The 19,550-nt window shown below is 73.6% G+C and carries 14 protein-coding genes; 9 read left to right on the top strand and 5 right to left on the bottom strand.

Annotation, left to right across the window (positions count from 1 at the left end):
- The first annotated feature begins 29 nt into the window (after positions 1-29).
- The 4 genes from ACFHW1_RS02530 (at position 30) to ACFHW1_RS02515 (ending at position 8,757) form a co-directional block, all read left to right on the top strand.
- Complete coding sequence (locus ACFHW1_RS02530; RefSeq protein WP_416552223.1) at positions 30-3,464, top strand: ATP-dependent helicase; 3,435 nt, start codon at positions 30-32, stop codon at positions 3,462-3,464.
- Entirely contained in the window at positions 3,461-6,811 is a 3,351-nt protein-coding gene (locus tag ACFHW1_RS02525; RefSeq protein WP_416614715.1) for a UvrD-helicase domain-containing protein, read from the top strand. The genes ACFHW1_RS02530 and ACFHW1_RS02525 overlap by 4 nt, the downstream gene beginning before the upstream one ends.
- 242 nt (positions 6,812-7,053) lie before the next feature.
- Complete coding sequence (locus ACFHW1_RS02520; protein WP_123605346.1) at positions 7,054-7,257, top strand: cold-shock protein; 204 nt, start codon at positions 7,054-7,056, stop codon at positions 7,255-7,257.
- 162 nt (positions 7,258-7,419) lie between these two features.
- Positions 7,420-8,757: a DEAD/DEAH box helicase gene (locus ACFHW1_RS02515; protein ID WP_416614713.1), complete on the top strand. Its 1,338-nt coding sequence runs from the start codon at positions 7,420-7,422 to the stop codon at positions 8,755-8,757.
- Positions 8,758-8,839: 82 nt separating this feature from the next.
- On the opposite strand, the gene ACFHW1_RS02510 is transcribed toward ACFHW1_RS02515, so the two are convergent.
- Both ACFHW1_RS02510 and ACFHW1_RS02505 read right to left on the bottom strand, forming a co-directional pair.
- Complete coding sequence (locus ACFHW1_RS02510; RefSeq protein ID WP_416552226.1) at positions 8,840-10,240, bottom strand: glucose-6-phosphate dehydrogenase; 1,401 nt, start codon at positions 10,238-10,240, stop codon at positions 8,840-8,842.
- Entirely contained in the window at positions 10,237-12,159 is a 1,923-nt protein-coding gene (locus tag ACFHW1_RS02505) for a glycoside hydrolase family 15 protein (RefSeq protein WP_416614711.1), read from the bottom strand. The genes ACFHW1_RS02510 and ACFHW1_RS02505 overlap by 4 nt, the downstream gene beginning before the upstream one ends.
- Positions 12,160-12,524: 365 nt before the next feature.
- On the opposite strand from ACFHW1_RS02505, the gene ACFHW1_RS02500 reads away from it, so the two are divergent.
- The 5 genes from ACFHW1_RS02500 to nudC are packed head-to-tail and all read left to right on the top strand — an operon-like array spanning position 12,525 to position 17,466.
- Entirely contained in the window at positions 12,525-12,722 is a 198-nt protein-coding gene (locus tag ACFHW1_RS02500) for a hypothetical protein (RefSeq protein WP_416552228.1), read from the top strand.
- A gap of 60 nt (positions 12,723-12,782) precedes the next feature.
- Positions 12,783-13,730 carry a hypothetical protein gene (locus tag ACFHW1_RS02495; RefSeq protein WP_416552229.1) on the top strand — a complete coding sequence of 316 codons (948 nt, stop codon included), beginning with the start codon at positions 12,783-12,785 and terminating at the stop codon, positions 13,728-13,730.
- A gap of 46 nt (positions 13,731-13,776) precedes the next feature.
- Complete coding sequence (locus tag ACFHW1_RS02490) at positions 13,777-15,084, top strand: M16 family metallopeptidase (protein ID WP_416552230.1); 1,308 nt, start codon at positions 13,777-13,779, stop codon at positions 15,082-15,084.
- A complete protein-coding gene (locus ACFHW1_RS02485) occupies positions 15,081-16,463 on the top strand; it encodes a M16 family metallopeptidase (protein WP_416567635.1) in 1,383 nt (460 codons plus the stop codon). Before ACFHW1_RS02490 ends, ACFHW1_RS02485 begins: the two co-directional genes overlap by 4 nt.
- Positions 16,450-17,466, top strand: a complete 1,017-nt coding sequence (gene nudC / locus ACFHW1_RS02480; RefSeq protein ID WP_416552232.1) for an NAD(+) diphosphatase — start codon at positions 16,450-16,452, stop codon at positions 17,464-17,466. Before ACFHW1_RS02485 ends, nudC begins: the two co-directional genes overlap by 14 nt.
- Before the next feature lie 60 nt (positions 17,467-17,526).
- Here the strand turns inward: nudC and ACFHW1_RS02475 are convergent, their stop codons facing one another.
- The 3 genes from ACFHW1_RS02475 to ACFHW1_RS02465 form a co-directional block, all read right to left on the bottom strand.
- On the bottom strand, positions 17,527-17,766 hold the full coding sequence (locus ACFHW1_RS02475) for a hypothetical protein (RefSeq protein WP_416552233.1): 240 nt from the start codon (positions 17,764-17,766) through the stop codon (positions 17,527-17,529).
- A 233-nt stretch (positions 17,767-17,999) separates the two neighbouring features.
- The gene (locus ACFHW1_RS02470; RefSeq protein WP_416552234.1) at positions 18,000-18,236 is read right to left on the bottom strand and encodes a DUF397 domain-containing protein; all 237 of its coding nucleotides are present in this window, start codon (positions 18,234-18,236) and stop codon (positions 18,000-18,002) included.
- 45 nt (positions 18,237-18,281) lie between these two features.
- A complete protein-coding gene (locus ACFHW1_RS02465; protein WP_416552235.1) occupies positions 18,282-19,427 on the bottom strand; it encodes a helix-turn-helix domain-containing protein in 1,146 nt (381 codons plus the stop codon).
- Positions 19,428-19,550: the final 123 nt, after the last annotated feature.

Here is a 19,550-nt window from a genome sequence, read left to right as displayed (position 1 = left end):
GCCGACAGCTGTCCCATCGTCGTGGTGAGATGAGCGGCGTGCAGGCGTACCGGCTGGTCCGCCGGCCGGCGCAGGCCGAGCCGGCGCGCTTCGACGACCCCGCGCAGCAGGCGGTGGTCACACACACCGACGGGCCGCTGCTGGTCGTCGGCGGTCCGGGGACCGGAAAGACCAGAACCCTGGTCGACGCGGTCGCCACCCGGGTCGCCGAGGGGACCGACCCGGAGCGGATCCTGGTGCTCACCTTCAACCGTCGGGCCGCCGTCGCACTGCGCCGGCGGATCGAGGCGGCGATCGCCGCCGGCTCCCGGCGGGTGCTGCACGAACCCCTGGTACGCACGTTTCCCGGCTACGCGTTCGGCCTGTTGCGCCGGGCCGCCGCCGAACGGGGTGAGCCGTCGCCGCGGCTGCTCACCGGCCCCGAGCAGGATCTGATCATCCGCGAGCTGCTGGACGTGGCCGGCCCACAGCCGGGGACCGCCGGTCCGGCCGGCCCGGCCGCCTCCACCGGCTCGACCGGCCCGGCCGGTGATCAGATCGGCGACCCGGTCGGCTGGCCGCCGGAGCTGCGCGCCGCCCTACCCACCAGGGCGTTCGCCACCCAGCTGCGAGACCTGCTGCAGCGGGCCACTGAACGCGGTGTCGGGCCGGTCGAGCTGGCCCGGCTCGGCGAACGGCTCGGCCGGGCTGACTGGCCGGCGGCGGCCCGCTTCCTGCGCCAGTACGTCGCGGTCCTCGCGCTGCGCGACGTCAGCAACCGGGGTTCGATCGGCTACGACCACGCCGAGCTGGTCCGGGCCGCCACCGGGTTACTCACCGACGATCCGCCGCTGCTGGGGGCTGAACGGGGCCGGCTGTCCTACGTCTACGTTGACGAGCTGGCTGACACGGACCCGGCGCAGGTCGAGCTGCTCGGTCTGATCGCCGGTGGCGGGCGGCCGCTGGTCGCGTTCGCCGACCCGGACTCCTCGACATACGCGTTCCGGGGCGCCGATCCGGGCATCGTGCCGGCGTTCGGGCACCGGTTCCGGACCGCCTCGGGTGCGCCCGCCCGGCAGATCCTGCTGCCGGTCTGCTACCGCACCGACCCGGAGCTGCTGGCGGCCACCGCTCGGGTGGCCCGGCGGCTGCGCGGCCCGGCCGGCCACCGCGAGCTGCGCCCGGCCCCTGCCGGCGGGATGGTCGGTCGGTCGTCGGCCGACCCACCGCCGGCCGTCGGCGCGGACCCGGACAGCGGCGACGCCGTGGCGGTACGGGTGTTCCGCTCGTCGACCAGCGAGGCCAGCTATCTGGCGCATGCGCTGCGGGTGGCGCATCTGATCGACGGGGTGCCGTGGTCCCGGATGGCGGTGATCGTGCGCTCGACCACGCTGCAACTGCCGCCGCTGCAGCGGGCGCTGCACGTCGCCGGTGTGCCGACCGTGGTGCACGCCGAGGACCTGCCGCTGCACCGGCAGCCGGCGGTGGCGCCGCTGCTGTTGCTGCTGCGCTGCGCGTTGGAGCCGGACAGGCTGGACGAAGAGGCGGCGGTCGCCCTGCTGCATTCCCCGCTGGGCGGGGCGGACCCGCTGGCCGAGCGGCGCCTGCGGCAAGGGCTGCGGGCCCTGGCGCTGGCCGCCGGTGACCGCCGTCCCTCCGGTGAACTGCTGGTCGACGCGTTGCGTGACCCGGCGGAGCTGGCCGCGATCGAGCGCCGCTGGGCGGCACCGGCGCAGGCGGTCGCGGCGCTGCTGGCCACCGCGCGGGACACCGCGGCCCGGCCGGGTGCGACCGCCGAGGACGTGCTCTGGGCGGTGTGGCAGACCAGCGGGCTGGCCGACCGGTGGTTCGGCGCGATTCTGCGCGGCCGGACGCCGGCCGGCCCGGCCGGCACCGTACCGGTCGGTGGGGTGACCGACGCCGGGGGGCGGTGGCGGGCCGCGGCGGCGGACCGGGACCTCGACGCGGTGATGGCGCTGTTCGACGCGGCTGCCCGGTTCGTCGATCGGCTGCCGGGTGCCCGGACCGAGGTCTTCCTCGACCATGTGCTCGGCCAGCAGTTGCCGGCCGACACCCTGGCGCCGAGCGGCGACCGAGGCGAGGCGGTCCGGCTGCTCACCGCGCACGCCGCGAAAGGTTTGGAATGGGACGTGGTGGCGGTCGCCGGGGTGCAGGAGGGCGTCTGGCCGGACCTGCGGCTGCGTGGCAGCCTGCTCGGTTCGGAACGGCTGGTCGACGTGCTGACCGGCCGGTCCGACGGGGCCGGGCTCACCGCGTCGCTGGTCGCGCAGACGTCGGCGCTGCTCGACGAGGAGCGGCGGCTGTTCTATGTGGCGGTGACCCGGGCCCGCCGGCGGCTGCTGGTCACCGCGGTCGCCTCCGCAGGGGTCGGCGGGCTGGACCACGAGGAGCAGCCGAGCCGGTTCCTGCACGAGCTGGGCGTGTCGACGGTGGACGCCGACGGCGAGGAGCTGCCGACCCTGCCGGTCGGCCGGCCGCCCCGGTCGCTCACCCTGCCGGCGCTGGTCGCCGAGCTGCGTACCGTGGTCGCCGACCAGACGGCGCAGCCGCAGCGCCGGCAGGAGGCGGCGGCGGTGCTCGCCCGGCTGGCGGTCGCCGGGGTGCCCGGTGCCCACCCGGATGACTGGTGGGGGCTGCGGCCGCTGTCCGACGACCGGCCGCTGGTCGACGAGGGGGAATCGGTCCGGGTCACCCCGTCGACCATGGAGAGCGCGCTGCGGTGCAGCCTGCGCTGGCTGCTGGAGCGGCACGGCGGTCGGGGCGAGCCGAGCGCGGCTGCCGGCGTCGGCAACCTGGTGCACGCGGCGGCGATGCTCGCCGAGGACGCCAGCGTCGACCGGGCGAAACTGCTGGAGTACGTCGCCGCCCGGTTCGACGCGATCGACCTGGCCGCCCGCTGGATGGCCGGTCCGGAGCTGGCCCGCGCCGAGGGCATGGTCGACAAGCTGCTGCGCTGGCTGGCCAGCAACCCGCGTCGGCTGCTCGCCATCGAGCACGAGTTCACCGTACGGCTGGACGACCCGCGGCAGCCGGTGGAGTTGACCGGCCGGGTGGACCGGTTGGAGATCGACGCCGACGGCCGGCTGGTGGTGATCGACCTCAAGACCGGTAAGTCGACCTCGGTGACCGCCGCCGAGCTGGCCGAGCATCCGCAGCTCGGCGCCTACCAGGCGGCGGTCGAGGCGGGGGCGTTCGCCGAGTACGGCGACGACGCCGGTGGCGCGGCGCTGGTCCAGCTCGGTACCCCGGTGAAGGAGGCGAAGGAGCAGCAGCAGGAGCCGCTGGCCGACACCGACGACGCCGGTTGGGCGAGCGCGATGGTCCGCCGTACCGCCCAGACGATGGCCGCGTCGACGTTCTCCGCGGTGGCCAACTCCAGCTGCCGGGTCTGCCCGGTGAAGACCAGCTGCCCGGTCTCCGGCAAGGGCCGGCAGGTCGTCGAACCACCGGCGGAGCACGGATGACCCAGCAGTCGTTGTTCGCCGCCGCTCCGCCGCCGCGTCGCCGCTCCGCCGCCGGGCCGCGCTACACCCCGCAGGAGCTGTCCCGGCTGCTGAAACTGCCGCCACCGACCCCGGAGCAGGCGGCGATCATCGCCGCCCCGGTGGAGCCGCTGCTGGTGGTCGCCGGGGCCGGGTCCGGCAAGACCGAGACGATGGCCGCCCGGGTGGTCTGGCTGGTCGCCAACGACCAGGTACGCCCGGAGCAGGTGCTCGGCCTCACCTTCACCCGTAAGGCCGCCGGTGAGCTGGCCCACCGGATCCGGACCCGGCTGGGACAGCTGGTCCGCCAGCTCGGCCGGCAGGGCCGCCGGGCGGAGGAGGATCCGCTGGCCGGCGAGCCGATGGTGGCCACCTACCACTCGTACGCCGCCCGGGTGGTCACTGAACACGGGCTCCGGGCCGGCTACGAGCCGTCGGCCCGGCTGCTCACCGAGGCGTCCCGCTGGCAGATCGTCGACTTCCTGGTCCGCAACTACGACGGTGACATGTCCGAGGTGGACCGGGCACCGGGCACGGTCACCGACGCGGTGCTGGCACTCGCCGGGGAGTTGGCCGAGCACCTGGTCACCCCGGACCAGCTGGCCGGCTGGACCGGCCGGTTCTTCGCCGAGGTGCAGTCCCGGCCCGGCCGGGTGTACGCCGACGTGCGGCGGGCGCTGACCATCCAGCAGATCCGGCTGCGCCTGCTGCCTCTGGTCCGGGCGTACCAGCAGCGCAAGGCCGATTTCGAGGCGATGGACTTCGCCGACCAGATGTCCCGGGCGGCGCAGGTGGCCCGGGACCATCCGGCGGTGGGCGAGTTGGAGCGGGACCGCTACCGGGTGGTGCTGCTCGATGAGTACCAGGACACCAGCCACGCCCAGGTGGTGATGCTGCGGTCGCTGTTCGGCGGCGGGCATCCGGTGGTCGCGGTCGGTGACCCGTGCCAGTCGATCTACGGCTGGCGCGGGGCGAGCGCCGGCACCCTGGACCGGTTCCCCGGCGAGTTCGCCCGCGCCGACGGCACCCCGGCCCGGTCGCTGACGCTGACCACCAGTTGGCGTAACCGGCCGGAGATCCTCAGCGTCGCCAACCAGCTGTCCGGCCCGCTGCGGACCGCCGGGGCCCGGGTGGCGGCGCTGGCTGCCGCCGCGAAGGTCGCCCCGCCGATTCCGGGCCGCACGGCCCGGGGCGCGCCGGCCGCGACGGTGCACTGCGCGCTGCTGGACACGGTGCTCGACGAGGCCGAGTGGATCGCCGACGGCATGTTGGCGGCCTGGCGGGGGGCGGCCGGCGTCGAGCCGGGTCGCGGTGACGAGATCCCGGTCGACGCCCGGCCGACCAGCGCGGTGCTGGTCCGGGTGCGCAGCCAGATCCCGGCGGTCGAGGCGGCGCTGCGGGCCCGCGGCCTGCCGGTCGAGGTGGTCGGTCTCGGCGGCCTGCTGGACACCCCGGAGGTCCGCGACGTCGTCAGTACGCTGCGCGTGCTAGCCGATCCGACCGACGGTGCGGCGCTGCTGCGGCTGCTGACCGGGGCCCGGTGGCGGATCGGTCCCCGGGACCTGGTGGCGCTGCACCGGCGGGCCCGGGCGATCGCCGACGTCCGGCGGGAGCTGCCCCGGGCCGGGGCGGCCGAGCCGGAGATCGTCGTCGACCGGCTCGACGAGGCCAGCCTGGTGGAGGCGTTGGCCGATCCGGGGCCGGCCCAGCTGTACTCGGCGGAGGGCTACGCCCGGCTGCGTGGGTACGGCCGGGAGCTGGCCCTGCTGCGGCAACGCCTGGACCAGTCGTTGCCGGACCTGATCGCCGACGTCGAGCGGAACACTGGCCTGGACGTGGAGGTGGCGGTCCGGGCCGGCGGGGCCGGCGGCGGTGACGCCGGGCTGGCCCGCGGGCACCTGGACGCGCTCGGCGACGTCGCCGCCCGGTTCGCCGGTGAGTCGGACACCGCGACCCTGTCGGCGTTCCTCGCGTTCCTGGACGCCGCCGAGGACGAGGAACGCGGGCTGAGCCCCGGCGAGATCGACGTGGTGTCCGGCGCGGTGCAGATCCTCACCGCGCACGCCGCCAAGGGCCTGGAGTGGGACGTGGTGGCGGTGGCCGGGCTGACCCGCGACGTCTGGCCGGGGGCGGTGCGTGGCTCGGACCACTATCTGTACGGCCTCGGGGTGCTGCCGTTCCCGTTGCGCGGCGACGCGGACGGCCTGCCGGCGTTGGCTCTCGACGACGCCGAGGACCAAAAGGCGGTGGAGCGGGAGCTGACCGAGTTCGGAAAGCGGTGGCGCGAGCACGACGAGCGGGAGGAGCGGCGGCTGGCGTACGTGGCGGTCACCCGGCCGCGCCGGCTGCTGCTCTGCTCCGGCTACTGGTGGGGTGCCGGGGTGAAACGGCACCGCGGGCCGTCGGTGTTCCTCAAGGAGATCCACGACGACTGCCTGGCCGGCGCGGGGGTGGTGGACCACTGGGCGCCGGAGCCGCTGCCGGGTGCGGCAAACCCGATCGACGAGGTGACGGTACGGGCCGAGTGGCCGGCCGATCCGCTGGGCGCGCAGCGGCCCCGGATGGCGGAGGCGGCGAACCTGGTCCGTCAGGCGATGGACCGGCCGGTCGACCCGCCGGACGATCAGCCCTCGGCGGGGTGGTGGGTGGAGGCCCGGATCCTGCTCGCCGAGCGGGATCGGCTGGCCCACGGGGTCGGGCCGGTGGACGTGCCGTTGCCGGACCAGTTGTCGGTGTCGCAGTTGGTGGCCCTGCGTCGGGACCGGTTCGGGCTGGCCCGCACGCTGCGCCGGCCGCTGCCCGGTCGACCGGACCCGTACGCCCGACGGGGGACGGCGTTCCACATCTGGCTGGAGCAGCGCTTCGGCGCGGACCGGCTGTTGGACGTCGACGAGTTGCCCGGTGCCGCCGACGCCGACGCCGCACCCGATGACGCCCTGCTGGAGCTGCAGGAGCGGTTCCTGGCCAGTGAGTGGGCCGGCCGGGTGCCGGTCGAGGTGGAGGTGCCGTTCGCCACGGTGATCTCCGGGGTGGTGGTCCGTGGCCGGATGGACGCGGTGTTCGCCGGCCCGGGTGGCCGCTACGACGTGGTCGACTGGAAAACCGGCCGGCAACCGACCGGGGTGGCCGAGGCCGCGGCGGCGGTGCAGCTCGCCGCGTACCGGCTGGCCTGGGCGGACCTGGCCGGGGTGCCGGTGGAGCAGGTCCGGGCGGCGTTCCACTACGTGCGCGACGGCGTCACCGTGCGCCCGGCGGACCTGCTGGACCGGGCCGGGCTGGCGAAGCTGATCAGTGATCTGCCGTTGCTGGGTGACGCGCCGGATTCGTGATAGCCTGGTGCTGTTGCAGTTTTGGTTCCCCGTGCCGCCCCCGGTGCTACCCGCCGGCCGGCCGGTCACAGAGACAGTGCGAGCGCCTGTGGGGTCTCGGCCCAGGCGCTCTTTGTTGTGTCCGGGCTCTGTTCCGGATGGGGCGATCAGCACCGCGACGCCGGTCCGCGTAGTAAGCGCGGATCTCACATCGGCCCGCAGGCAGTCTCGGGTCCGATCGTTCCATCAAGGAGAAGAGTTACATGGCAGTAGGCACCGTCAAGTGGTTCAACGCGGACAAGGGTTTTGGTTTCATCACCCCGGATGAGGGCGGTGCCGACGTGTTCGCCCACTTCTCCGCGATCCAGTCCTCCGGCTACCGGAGCCTGGACGAGAACCAGCGGGTCGAGTTCGAGATCACCCAGGGCCAGAAGGGCCCGCAGGCGGCCAACATCCGCCCGCTCTGAGCTGTTCGGTACGACGGTCCGGCTCCCGCCGCTCAGGCGGCGGGAGCCGGACCGCAGCAAGTCCTACCCTGGTTCGTGCTTGTGACCCGCTGCTGGCGACCCCACCGCCCGGCGCCTTCCTCGCTACGTGCCACCTAGCTAGCGGAAGGCCGATCCGGTCAGATGAGCACCACCACGATTCCTCACGTCCAGACGCCCTCGTTCGCCGACCTCAATGTGCCGGCGAGCCTGCTCGCCGCGTTGACCGCCAACGGCATCAACGAGCCGTTCCCCATCCAGGCGGCGACGCTGCCCGACTCATTGGCCGGCCGCGACGTCCTCGGCCGCGGCCGCACCGGCTCCGGCAAGACCCTCGCCTTCGGGCTGCCGCTGGTGGCCCGTACCGCCGGGCGGCGCGCCCGCCCCGGCCGGCCACTGGCCCTGGTCCTGGTCCCCACCCGTGAGCTGGCCCAGCAGGTGACAGCCGCGGTGGAACCGTACGCCCGGGCGGTGCGGCTGCGCTGCGTCACCGTCGTGGGCGGCCTGTCGATCCAACGCCAGGCTGACGCGCTGCGCTCCGGCGCGGAAATCGTCGTCGCCACCCCGGGCCGGCTCAACGATCTGGTCAACCGGGGCGCGTGCCAGCTCGACGACGTCACCGTGGCGGTGCTCGACGAGGCCGACCAGATGGCCGACATGGGCTTCCTGCCGCAGGTCACCATGATCTTGCGCAAGGTCGCGCCGGGCGGACAGCGGATGCTCTTCTCGGCCACCCTGGACCGTGGGGTGGACCGGCTGGTCCGCGAGTTCCTCACCGACCCGGTGTCACACCAGGTCGACCCGTCCACCGCCACCGTCGGCGCGATGAGCCACCACCTGTTGCACGTCAGCGCCGCCGACAAGCCGGCGACCACGGCGGCCATCGCCGCCCGGGACGGCCGGGTGATCATGTTCATCGGCACCAAGCACCGCGCCGACCGGCTGGCCCGCCAGCTGCTCGCCAGCGGGGTACGGGCGGCAGCCCTGCACGGCGGCAAGTCCCAGGGGCAGCGCAACCGCATCCTGGAGCAGTTCAAGACCGGTCAGGTCACCGCGCTGGTCGCCACTGACGTCGCGGCCCGCGGCATCCACATCGACGACCTCGACCTGGTGCTCAACGTTGACCCGCCGGCGGACCACAAGGACTACCTGCACCGGGGCGGGCGTACCGCCCGGGCGGGTGCCACCGGCGTGGTGGCCACCCTGGTCCTGCCCGAGCAGCGGCGGGACATGGACCGCCTGATGGCCGCCGCGAAGATCCGTCCACAGCGCAGCTCGGTCGGCCCGGCGGACACGGAGCTGGCCCGGGTCACCGGCGCCCGCACCCCGTCCGGGGTGCCGGTCACGCTGCCCACGCCGACCCGGGCCGCGGCGGCGAAGAACACTCCGACCGGCACCGCCGGCGGCACCGGTACCGGTCGGCGCCCCGGGCGCCGACCGGGCGGCCGGCGTCGCCCGGCCCGCCGTCCGGCGGCCCGCTGACCGGCCAGATCGGGACCGGACCGGACCGGGCCGGACCGCGACGCGGTCCGGCCCGACCGGGAGCCGTACGCGGCCCGCCCGGTCAGGGTCGTGGTCCGGTGCTCCCGGCCGGATAGTCGCGTAGCGGTGTCCGGCCCTGCGCCCAGCCGGCGAGCACCGGTTCGATGATCCGCCAGCTCTCCTCGGCCTCCTGCGCCTGGGCGCTGAGCCGGGTGTCACCTTCGATGATGGCCAGCAGCAACTGCCCGTACGGGCTCGGTGCCTGCCGGGCCAGTTCGGTCACCATCTCGACCGGCTCCAGGTCGAACGGGTCGCCGATGCCGTTGACGTTGAGCCGCAGCGACATCCGGTCCGGGTCGAGCTGCAGCCGCAGCTCGTTGCACGGGCTGTTCCGGCCGGTGAAGATCGCGTGTGGCACGTCGGCGAACCGGATCACGATCTCGCGCCGGTCGGCGGCCAACGCCTTGCCGGTACGCAGCTTGAACGGCACTCCCGACCACCGCCAGTTGTCGATGTGGACGGTCAGTTCGGCGTACGTCTCGGTGTTTCGGGCCGGGTCGACCCCGGCGCCGTCGACGTAGCTGGCCACCCTCTGCTCGCCGCGCCGGCCCTGGACCACCCCGGCGGTGTACCGACCGCGTACCGTGCAGGCGGCCACGTCGGCGGCCCGGATCGGGCGGACCGCCCGCAGCACGTCCAGTTTGCGCACCGCCAGGTCGGCCGGGTCGACGGTCAGCGGAGGCTCCATCGCAACCAGGGTCAGCAGCTGCAGCAAATGGTTCTGCACCATGTCGCGCAGCGCGCCGGCGTGGTCGTAGTAGCTGGACCGACCTTCCGCGTCGACCGTCTCGTCGAAGACGATGTCGACCCCGGTGATGTGCGTGTTGCTCCACAGCGGCTCCAGCACCCGGTTGGCGAACCGCAGCCCGAGCAGGTTCAGCACGGTCTGCTTGGCCAGGAAGTGGTCCACCCGGAACACCCGGTCGTCCGGCAGCACCTGGTGCAGCACCGTGTTCAGCCGCCGGGCGCTGGACAGGTCCTCGCCGAACGGCTTCTCCACCACCAGCCGGATGCCGGCCGGCAGGTCGCAGCGACCCAGCGCGATCACGACCGGCTCGAACAACCGGTGCGGCAGGGCCAGGTAGACCACCACGGCGTCGTCACCGTGACTGGCCCGCTCGCCGTTCCGGGCGATTCCCAGCGCCGTCGCCAGCACCTCCGGGTCGGTCACGTCACCGTGGACGTAGCTGGCCGTCTCGGCGAGTTCGCTGCGGGCCCGGGCGGCCACCTCGGGGGCGTGTTCGCGCAGCGCGGCGCTCACCCGGTGCCGGAAGCCACGGTCGTCGAGCTCGTCGCGGGCCACCCCGATCAGCCGCATCCCGCCGGCCGGCCGGCCGAGCTCACGTAGCTGGGCCAGGCCGGGCAACAGATAACGGGTGGTGAGGTCGCCGGTGGCGCCGAGCACGATCACGTTCGCTGTCACGTCCGCATCCTTCCGTACCGGGCCAGGTTGACCGCGCTGCTGATCAGCCCGATGTGACTGAACGCCTGCGGGAAGTTTCCCAGGAAGGCGCCGGTCGCGGGGTCGATCTGCTCGGGGAGCAACCCGACGTGGTTTACCCGGCCGCAGAGCTGTTCGAACAGTTCGTGGGCCCGGTCCAGTTGGCCGCTGCCGGCCAGGTTGTCCACCCACCAGAAGGAGCAGAGCAGGAAGGCTCCCTCGCCGCCGCCGACCCCGTCCGGCGACTCCTCGGGCAGGTAGCGGTAGAGCAGGTCGCCGCCGGCACCGAGGCGTTGCTGGACGGCGTCGACGGTGGCGACCATCCGGGGATCGGCGGGGTCGACCACCCGGCGCAGCGGCAGGGCGAGCAGGCTGGCGTCGACGGTGCCGGGCTGGCCGAGGTGTTCGGTGAAATGCCCGTTGTCGTCGTCCCATGCCTCGGTCAGCAGCGCCGAGCGGATCTCCTCGGCTGCCCGCCGCCACCGCTCGACCTCGTCGCGTCGGCCGGTGGCGGTTGCCAGCCGGGCCATCCGGTCCGCCGCCACCTGGCACATCGCCACCGAGTAGGTGAACGGGCGGCCCTCGTGGCGAATCTCCCAGATGCCGTGGTCCGGAGTACGCCAGTGCTGCAACGCCGAGCGGCCCAGCCGGGTCAGCCGGGACCACCGCCGGTCGTCGACCGCACCGCCGGCCCGGGCCCACTGCCAGGCGCAGTCGAGGATTTCGCCGTACACGTCGTGCTGAATCTGATCGGCCGCCGCGTTGCCCCAGCGCACCGGCCGGGAACCGCGGTATCCGGACAGGTCCGGGTCGATCCGTTCGGGGGCCGGCCGGGTGCCGTCCAGGGTGTAGAGCACGTGCGGTCGGCCGTCGCGGGTGCAGGCCTGCAACACCCAGGACAGGAACGACTCAGCTTCGGCGGCCATCCCGACCCGGCGCAGCGCGTAGACGGTGTACGCGGCGTCGCGTACCCAGGCGAACCGGTAGTCCCAGTTGCGGCGGCCGCCGATCGCCTCCGGCAGCGACGACGTGGGGGCGGCGACCACCGCCCCGCTGTCGTGGTCGTCGCAGAGCTTGAGCGTGATGGCGCTGCGGCGGACCAGGTCGGCGTGCCGTCCGGTGTAGTTGATCTGGCGGCTCCAGGTCCGCCAGGCCGCAGCGGTGCGGTCCAGCGCGGCGGCGAGCTGATCGGCGTCGCGGTGCCTGGTCGGACCCTGCGCCCAGCGCAGCACCAGGCCGAGCCGGTCGCCGGCGGTCAACCGGATCCGGCCGGCCAGCCGGTCCAGGCCGGGTACCGGCCGGCTGGCGGTCAGCCGCAGCCGGCCGCCGTCCCCGGCCAGGAACTCGATGCCGATCTCCTCGGCGGTGGGAGTGGTCCGCAGCCCACCCCGGCCGGTCAGCCCGATGTCCAGGTCGACCGTGCCGTCGATGACGGTGACCAGGCGGCCCAGCTCGCCGCAGGCCGCCCCGAGTTCGGTGCCGAGCGGCCGGTCGCTGACCGGTCCGGCCCCGTCAGGCCGACCGCCGCCCCCGTCGGCCGGCTCGTCCGCCGGCTCGCCGGACGCGGCAGTGGTCAGCAGTGCGTCGCGGATCTCCATGCGTCCGGTGGCGGTGTGTAGTTCGGTACGCAGTACAGCGGTGTCCGGCAGGTACTCCTGCCGGACGGCGCGCAGGCCGGCCGGCCGCAGCGTCCAAGCGCCGCCCCGTTCGGCGTCGAGCAGTGCCGCGAACAGCGCCGGCCCGTCGAATCTCGGCAGGCAGAGCCACCGTACGGTGCCGTCCACGCCGACCAGCGCGGCGGTCTGGCCGTCGCCGATCAGGCCGTGGTCGGCGATGGCCGGGTAGCCGTCGGTGAGTTCGGGCACTGGCAGCGCCTTGATCTCCGCCAGATGGTCCGTCACAGGTGTCTCCTCCACATGGTGGGTCCGTCCGGCACCACTCTCCCCGGTGAGCCGTGATGTAGACAGGTACGCGGGTTCCTCTACCCGGTGCCGGACCGGTTGACGCCTGCGACGGAGCCGGTGGCCGTGCCGTCCGCCGTCCGTTCGTCGTCGCGGCCGGCCGTACGTTCTAGCGGAGCCGCCGGTGTCGACGGACAGTGACGCCCGTACGGATGAGCAGGGTCGTCCGTACGGGCGGCGGCATCCGCGAGACATCCACGCTTTTCGTCCGATGGCTGACTGCACGTCGCGCCCGCCGCCGGGATCCTTTGCGTGGCGGACGAGGCACCGCCGCCGGGACCCCCGGGCAGAGAGGTCGGGTGGAGATGACAGCCGAGACCAGCGCGACGAGGGAGATCCTGCTCGTCGTCGGCGTCGCGATGCTCGGCGTGCTGCTGGCCCTGACTTCTGTCGTCACTCCTTGGTACACCGGTCCGACCGCTGGCGCCGGGCCGGTCGTCGTCGAACTGCACGCACCCGACCCGCCGGTACGGTCCACCGACATCGAAGCGGCCCCGCGCTGATCCACCGGACCGGTCGGGGCGCTGCCGGTTTTCCCGCCGTCGAGTGCTTCACTAGGACAGATGTCTGCTTCGCTGCCGTCTGACCGGTCAACGTCCGGGACCGCCGTGGGCTGGTCCGCCGGGCCGGTCACCCGGTCCGGCCGCCCGTACCCGGCCGCCGGTGCCGGTGCGGGTCCGCCCACCGGGCCGCCGACCGGCCCGGGCGCCGGGGGGTCGGGGCCACCGCCGACCGACCCGCGGCGCGGCGGCCGGGACGGGGTACGACTGTGGTGGTTCGGCGGTGCCGCCGCCGTGGTGCTCGCCGGTGGTCTGGTCGCCGTGCTGGTGCTGGTGCTCAGCGGCAACCCGGACCCGTTCGGCAGCCCGGACCCGCCGCCGGATGTCCGGCCGCCGCTGGCCCAGCTCTGCCCCGGCCCCAGTGCAGGACCGGGCGGGCAACCCTCGCCGGCCGACCCGACGCCGGCTCCCGCGCTGCCCGAACCGTCCGGGCCGCGCACCGTCGACCCGGACGCCGGCATTTCGTACACCGAGTACGGCGAACCGTGGCGGCAGTGGTCGACGGTGTGGAACGCCGGGGCGCTGCAGGTGCCGTACAAAGTGGGGCAGCACTTTGTGACCGAGGCGGACTACAACGGGTTCAGCGACTACCACGCCTCGATCCTGTCCGCCGCCGTGCCGGCCGCCGACAACGACGCGCTCTCCCTCGACCTGGAGTGCGTCGGCCGGCAGGTGGCCGCCGACGTCCGTGCCGAGTACTACCCGCAGCCCAACCGGATGGACCTGATCCGCGACGAGCGGACCTCGATCGGTGGGCGACCCGCCTGGCTAACGGTGTTCCGGCTGCACTTCACCCAGCCCGGCCTGCAGGCCACCGACGAACTGGTGGCGGTCGCCTGTATCGACGTCGGACGGCCGACCGCCGCGGTGCTGTTCGTCTCCATTCCCGGCACCCACCGCCAGCTCGACTGGGTGGTCGACGACCTGTACGCATCCGTGCGCGTCGAATGATCCGGCGGTACGCCGAGGACTGTCGACGACAGGTTAGGGTCGGTGCGTGGCGCGTACAGTGCGGATCCCGGCGACCGCGTACCCGGTGGAGCGGTTCACCCTCCCCAACGGCCTGCGGGTGGTCCTGGCGCCCGACCGCAGCGCGCCGGTGGTCGGCGTCGCGGTCGTCTACGACGTCGGGATCCGGTCCGAACCACCGGGGCGTACCGGGTTCGCGCACCTGTTCGAGCATCTGATGTTCCAAGGTTCGGCGAACCTGGAGAAGCTGGCGCACTTCCGCCACGTGCAGGGCTCCGGCGGCACCTTCAACGGCAGCACCCACCTGGACTACACCGACTACTACGAGGTGCTGCCGAGCAACGCGTTGGAGCGGGCGCTGTTTCTGGAGGCCGACCGGATGCGCGGCCCGCAGTTGACCGAGGAGAACCTGCGCAACCAGGTCGATGTGGTCAAGGAGGAGATCCGGGTCAACGTGCTCAACCGGCCGTACGGCGGATTTCCCTGGCTTCGGCTGCCGCCGGTGCTGTTCGACACCTTCCCCAACGCGCACGACGGCTACGGTTCCTTCGCCGATCTGGACAGCGCCACCGTCGGGGAGGCGGCCGAGTTCTTCACCCGCTACTACGCCAGTGGCAACGCGGTGCTCGCCGTCGCCGGTGACTTCGACGTCACCGCCGCGACCGGCCTGGTCGAGCGGCACTTCGGGGACGTCCCGGCCCGGCCGGCGCCGGCCCGTCCCAGCTTCGCCGAGCCGGACCTGACCACCGAGCGGCGCACCACGTACCCCGATCCGCTGGCTCCGCTGCCGGCGGTGGCCGCCGCCTGGCGGGTGCCGGACCCGGTCGACGACCTGGCCGGCTACCTGCCGTACGTGGTGCTCGCCGAGGTGCTCACCGACGGTGACGCGGCCCGGCTGGTGGAGCGGCTGGTGCGTGGCGACCGTACGGTCACCAGCCTCGGCGGCTACCTGTCGTTCGAGGGGGAGCCGTTCGACGTACGGGACCCGTCGGCGTTGGTCCTGCAGGCGCACCTGCCGCCCGGCGGCGACGTCGACAAGGTGCTCGGCGCGGTCGACGAGGAGCTCGACCGGCTCGCCGTCGACGGCTTCGCCCGGGGCGAATTGGCCCGGGTGCAGGCCCGGATGGCCACCCACCTGCTGCGCGACACCGACGCGGTGCTCGGCCGAGGGCTGCGGATGGCGGTGCTGGAGCAGCAGCGGGGCACCCCCGAGCTGCTCAACGAGTTACCGCGGATGCTCGGCACGGTCACCGAGACACAGGTCCGTGCCGCCGCCGCCACCCTACGTCCGTACCGCCGCGCCACGATCGAGGTCGTCCCCGGAGGAGCCCAGTGACCGCCGCCCCCACCCGGAGGCCGTTGCCGCCGCTCGGACCGACCCGTCGACCGCCGTTGCCCAAGGTGGCTGAGCGGACGTTGGACAACGGGCTGCGGGTGATCGCCGTCCGCCGGCCGTCGGTGCCGCTGGTGGAGGTCCGGCTCTGGGTGCCGTTCGCGCGGGCCCCGCTGGCCAGGGCGACGGTGCTGTCGCAGACCCTGTTCTCCGGCACCGTCGACCGGTCCGGCGTGGAGTTGGCCGCCGAGCTGCAGGCGGTCGGTGGCGGTCTGTCCGCCGGGGTGGACGCCGACCGGCTGCTGGTCGCCGGTGCCGGGCTGGTCACCGGGCTGCGGCGGATGCTAGAACTGCTCGGCGAGGTGCTGACCGGGGCGACGTACCCGGCCGGCGAGGTGGCAATCGAGCGCGCCCGGCTGGCCGACCGGATCCAGGTGGCGCTGAGCCAGCCGGCGCACCTGGCCCGCGCCGCGCTGTCCCGGCGGATGTACGGCCGACACCCGTACGCCGAATCGGTGCCCGGGGTGGACCAGGTCCGCTCCGTCCGGCCGGCCGGGCTGCGCGCTCTGCACGCCGACCGGGTCCGGCCGACCGGGGCGCACCTGGTGCTGGTCGGCGATGTGTCACCGGCCCGGGTGTTGGACACCGCCGAGCAGGTGCTCGGTGGCTGGCCGGCCGGTGGCCGGCAGTTGACGCTGCCGGCGGCACCCGCGCCGCGTCCGGCCCCGTTGCTGCTGGTCGACCGGCCCGGGGCGGTGCAGTCGTCGATGCGGATCGCGTTGCCGGCGGTGGACCGGCGGCACCCGGACCACGCCGCCCTGCAGCTGGCCAATATGGTGTTCGGCGGCTACTTCTCGTCCCGCTGGGTGGAGAACATCCGCGAGGACAAGGGCTACAGCTACGGCCCGTACTCGATGGTCGAACACTCGGTGGCCGGATCGGTGCTGCTGCTCGCCGCCGACGTGGCGACCGAGGTGACCGCGCCCGCGTTGCTGGAGACCCTGCACGAGCTGGGCCGACTCGCGGTGCTGCCGCCCCACGTCGACGAGCTCGAACAGGCCCGGCAGTACGCGGTCGGCAGCGTGCAACTGGGCATGTCGACACAGGCCGGGTTGGCCGGGCTGGCCAGCACCTACGCCGGGTTCGGCCTGCCATTGGAGTTTCTCGCCGAGCACACCGCGCGGCTTGTCTCGGCGACCCGCGACGAGGTGGCGGCCGCCGCGACCCGCTACCTGGCACCGGCGCTGACGACGGGGGTGGTGCTCGGCGACGTCGCGCGGATCGCCGGTCCGGTCGCCGCGTTGACCGAGGTCGAAACGTCCGACGCGTCGGTCACCGGCGTAGTCGGGCCGGGTGCGGCAGTGCCCGATGCCGCCGGGTGACACCTCCGTCGGACCGACCGCCGGTACGCAGCCGACCGCCGGTACAGAACCGCCGCTGGCCCGCGCCGCGATGGACCGGGCGGCGCCGTACCGCCGGGATCCGCAGTGGTTGACGCGGGCCTGGCCACGTTCGCTGGTGCTGGTGGTGGACGGCGCGGCGGGTGGCCGGGCGCTGGTGCGCGACGGTGCCGACGGGACCGCCCTGGTGCTGGTGTGCCCGGACCAGGCACCCGCCGTCGAAGTCACCGATCGCATTTTCATCGGTACGGTCGATGACGGCACCCCGGTCTTCGCGGTCGACGCCGTACCACCGTCGTCCGTGGCTGAGCCGGAGCTGCGGTCGGTGACCGTCCGGGAGGTCGGCCATCTGCTGTCGGACCGGGACGCCGGGCTGTTCACCACCGCCGCGGCGATGGTTGGCTGGCACGCCCGGCACCGCTACTCGGCGGCGTCCGGTCTGCCGACCCGGGCGACCGACGGTGGCTGGTCCCGGGTGGACGACACCGGTACGCGGAGCTGGCCACGGACCGATCCGGCGGTGATCGTGCTGTTGACCGACGGCGGTTCCGGCCCGGACGGGCGGTGCCTGCTGGCCAACCACCACGCTCGGCGTGGGGACGGGTCCAGCCGGCTCTACTCCTGCCTGGCCGGATTCGTGGAACCCGGCGAGTCGGCCGAGTCGGCGGTCGCCCGCGAGGTGGCCGAGGAAGTTGGTCTGACGCTGACCGCGACGCGGTACGTCGGCAGCCAGTCCTGGCCGTTCCCGGGCACCCTGATGCTGGGCTACCTCGGCCGGGTCGACCCGGAGCAGCCGCTGCGGCCGGAACCGGAGGAGATCATCCGGGCGCGCTGGTTCACCCGGGCCGAGGTGGCCGCCGGGCTGGCGGGTGAGCGGCTCGATTCCGGCGACGGGTACCCGGTCCGGTTCGCGCCGCCGGCGTCGATCGCCGCGTTCCTGATCCGCAGCTGGGTGGCGGAGGCCGCACCGGACCCCGGTCGGTGACCGCCGCGCCGGACCCCACCGGGCGGGTGCCGGTCGGGCCTGCGCCGGGGCGTGTGCCGGTCAGCCGATGGGCGGGACCGGCACCACCTTCACCCGTTGCCGGCCGGAGCGGACCGGCCCGACGGTGGACAGTGCGCGGGCCAGGTGCAAGGCCGCTTCGAGGTTCTCCGCGCAGACCGTCTGCCGGCGCGGCTCGGGTGCGGTCCGCTCGTCGCGAATGCGTTGGCCGGTGCGGACCGCGGCGATGAGTTCGTCGTGTGCCACCGCGCGGATCTCCGTGCGGACGATCAGGTATCGCATGAACGACTCCGAGCAACCGGTGACCTGGGTAGGACGGCCGATGGCTCAGGTCGGACAGGCTCCTGCTGGAAGTTCCATCGGTCGTCGCCGCAGAAGGAGAACCCGTTGCGATGGTCGGTCAAACCTGACGAACGGATCGATCCTGATGTCCGTTCGGTGGAGGTGGTGTCGGGGTCGAGCCGGGTCGGGGTGGCGCTGGCCACCCGGCTCGACCCGCCGTCCGGCGCCGGCGGTCAGACCAGGTCGAACTCGCCGTCCTTGGCGCTGTCGATGAAGTCACGCCAGGTGGTGCGGTCGAACGACAGCACCGGCCCGCGGCGGTCCTTGCTGTCGCGCATCAGCACCGGTGCGCGGTGACCCGCCGTCGCCCCGACCTCGACGCAGTTGGTGCTCTGGCTGCGGCTGCTCTTGCGCCAGGCGGGCGGGGTCGGACCGGGGACGCGCACGCTGGACTGATCTGCTGGGTTCATTCCTGCTCCTTGCTGGTCAAGCGGACCGGGCGGGCGGACCGTCGGTCAGTCCGGGATCGCCTGGCCGGTCCGGCGCGTGGCCCGCTCGTGCGGTCCACGCTGGATCGGCGGCCCGGCCGGTCGGCCGGGGCCTGCCCCGCCCGCAGCGGGCGGGGACAGCGGGGCAGGGGTGGAGGAGGGGGCGGCACCGTCGGGTACGGAGTCAAGCTCGGTGGCGCCGGCGGCGACGTGCCGGGCCACGGCGTCGCTGAGCCAGTCGATCGACTCCTGCGGGCTGCGGGCCGCCCCGCAGAGCCAGTCGAAGACCTGGCCGTACCGTTCGAGCACCGGCACGTCGTTGACGATCATGTCGGCGGCGAGCGTCTCGATCGCCACCGCGCTCAGGTCCTCCGGGTCGGCGAAGTGGTAGATCGAGAACGCGGTCTCCGACAGGTACCAGGAGGCCACCGTGGCGTTCGGTGGCAGCACCCGCAAGGTGACGTTGGGCAGCTGCGCCATGGCGAGCAGATGCTTCAGCTGCGCCACCATCACGTCGGGTGGGCCGCAGCGCAAGCTGACCGCCGCCTCCTCCAGTACCGCGGTGTACTTCGGTGCTCCGTTCTCGCGCAGCAGCATCGACTGCCGGGACTGCCGGGCCGCGACCTCGGTGTCCGGGTCGTCGGCGTTGCGCTTCTGATTGGCGGTCCGGTGGTTGGTCGCCTTCTGCAGGATCGTCCGGCGTCCGGCGGTGCGCTCGTCAACCACCTCCACCAGCGGGCGCGCCGAGAGGATGCGTACCTTCGCGTAGGCGGAGGTCTGCAGCAGGCCCGGGATGATCACCGCGCCGTACTCCTGGATTCCGGTGCAACCAGCCTCCAACTCGGCGTACGCCCGTTGGAGGCTGGTCATCACCGCGTACGAGCTGAGAAAGGCTCGGGTGTTGCCGGCGTCGCGGGCGATGCCGACCAGATCGTCGCGCTCGGTCCCGGTCACGCCGTACAGGTCGAGCAGGTCCATCACGTCGCCGACCCCCGGCCGGCTGCGCCCGTTCTCGAGCCGGGAGAGCTTGGACGCGGACGCCCACTTCACCCGTTCGATCACCTGCTCACCGGTCAGTCCGGCGTTCTCCCGTAGCCGCCTCAGCTCGCTGCCGAGGCGGCGACGACGCAGGTTCGGGCTCGGTATGGGCTGCTCGGGCTCCTCGGGCTGCACCGGAAACCACCCCCGATCCGTTTGGTGACCGCCAATGTCGCGGCGATGTGGGTCACGGCCCGAAACAGTATGGCCCGATTGCTGCCTCGGTGGGGTCCTCTGGTGGGCGTGTTAGCCAAATGC

The organism is Micromonospora sp. LOL_014, assembly GCF_048060245.1.
GTDB lineage: Bacteria > Actinomycetota > Actinomycetes > Mycobacteriales > Micromonosporaceae > Micromonospora_E.
The sequence above is the reverse complement of the archived record's forward strand: the minus strand, read 5'-3'. Positions and strand labels throughout refer to the sequence as shown.

Excerpts from the sequence above, each read along its gene's own strand:
- ACFHW1_RS02530 (WP_416552223.1), top strand. The coding sequence starts at position 30 with ATGAGCGGCGTGCAGGCGTACCGGCTGGTCCGCCGGCCGGCGCAGGCC.
- ACFHW1_RS02525 (WP_416614715.1), top strand. The coding sequence starts at position 3,461 with ATGACCCAGCAGTCGTTGTTCGCCGCCGCTCCGCCGCCGCGTCGCCGC.
- ACFHW1_RS02520 (WP_123605346.1), top strand. The coding sequence starts at position 7,054 with ATGGCAGTAGGCACCGTCAAGTGGTTCAACGCGGACAAGGGTTTTGGT.
- ACFHW1_RS02515 (WP_416614713.1), top strand. The coding sequence starts at position 7,420 with ATGAGCACCACCACGATTCCTCACGTCCAGACGCCCTCGTTCGCCGAC.
- ACFHW1_RS02500 (WP_416552228.1), top strand. The coding sequence starts at position 12,525 with ATGACAGCCGAGACCAGCGCGACGAGGGAGATCCTGCTCGTCGTCGGC.
- ACFHW1_RS02495 (WP_416552229.1), top strand. The coding sequence starts at position 12,783 with ATGTCTGCTTCGCTGCCGTCTGACCGGTCAACGTCCGGGACCGCCGTG.
- nudC (WP_416552232.1), top strand. The coding sequence starts at position 16,450 with ATGCCGCCGGGTGACACCTCCGTCGGACCGACCGCCGGTACGCAGCCG.
- ACFHW1_RS02475 (WP_416552233.1), bottom strand. The coding sequence starts at position 17,766 with ATGCGATACCTGATCGTCCGCACGGAGATCCGCGCGGTGGCACACGAC.
- ACFHW1_RS02470 (WP_416552234.1), bottom strand. The coding sequence starts at position 18,236 with ATGAACCCAGCAGATCAGTCCAGCGTGCGCGTCCCCGGTCCGACCCCG.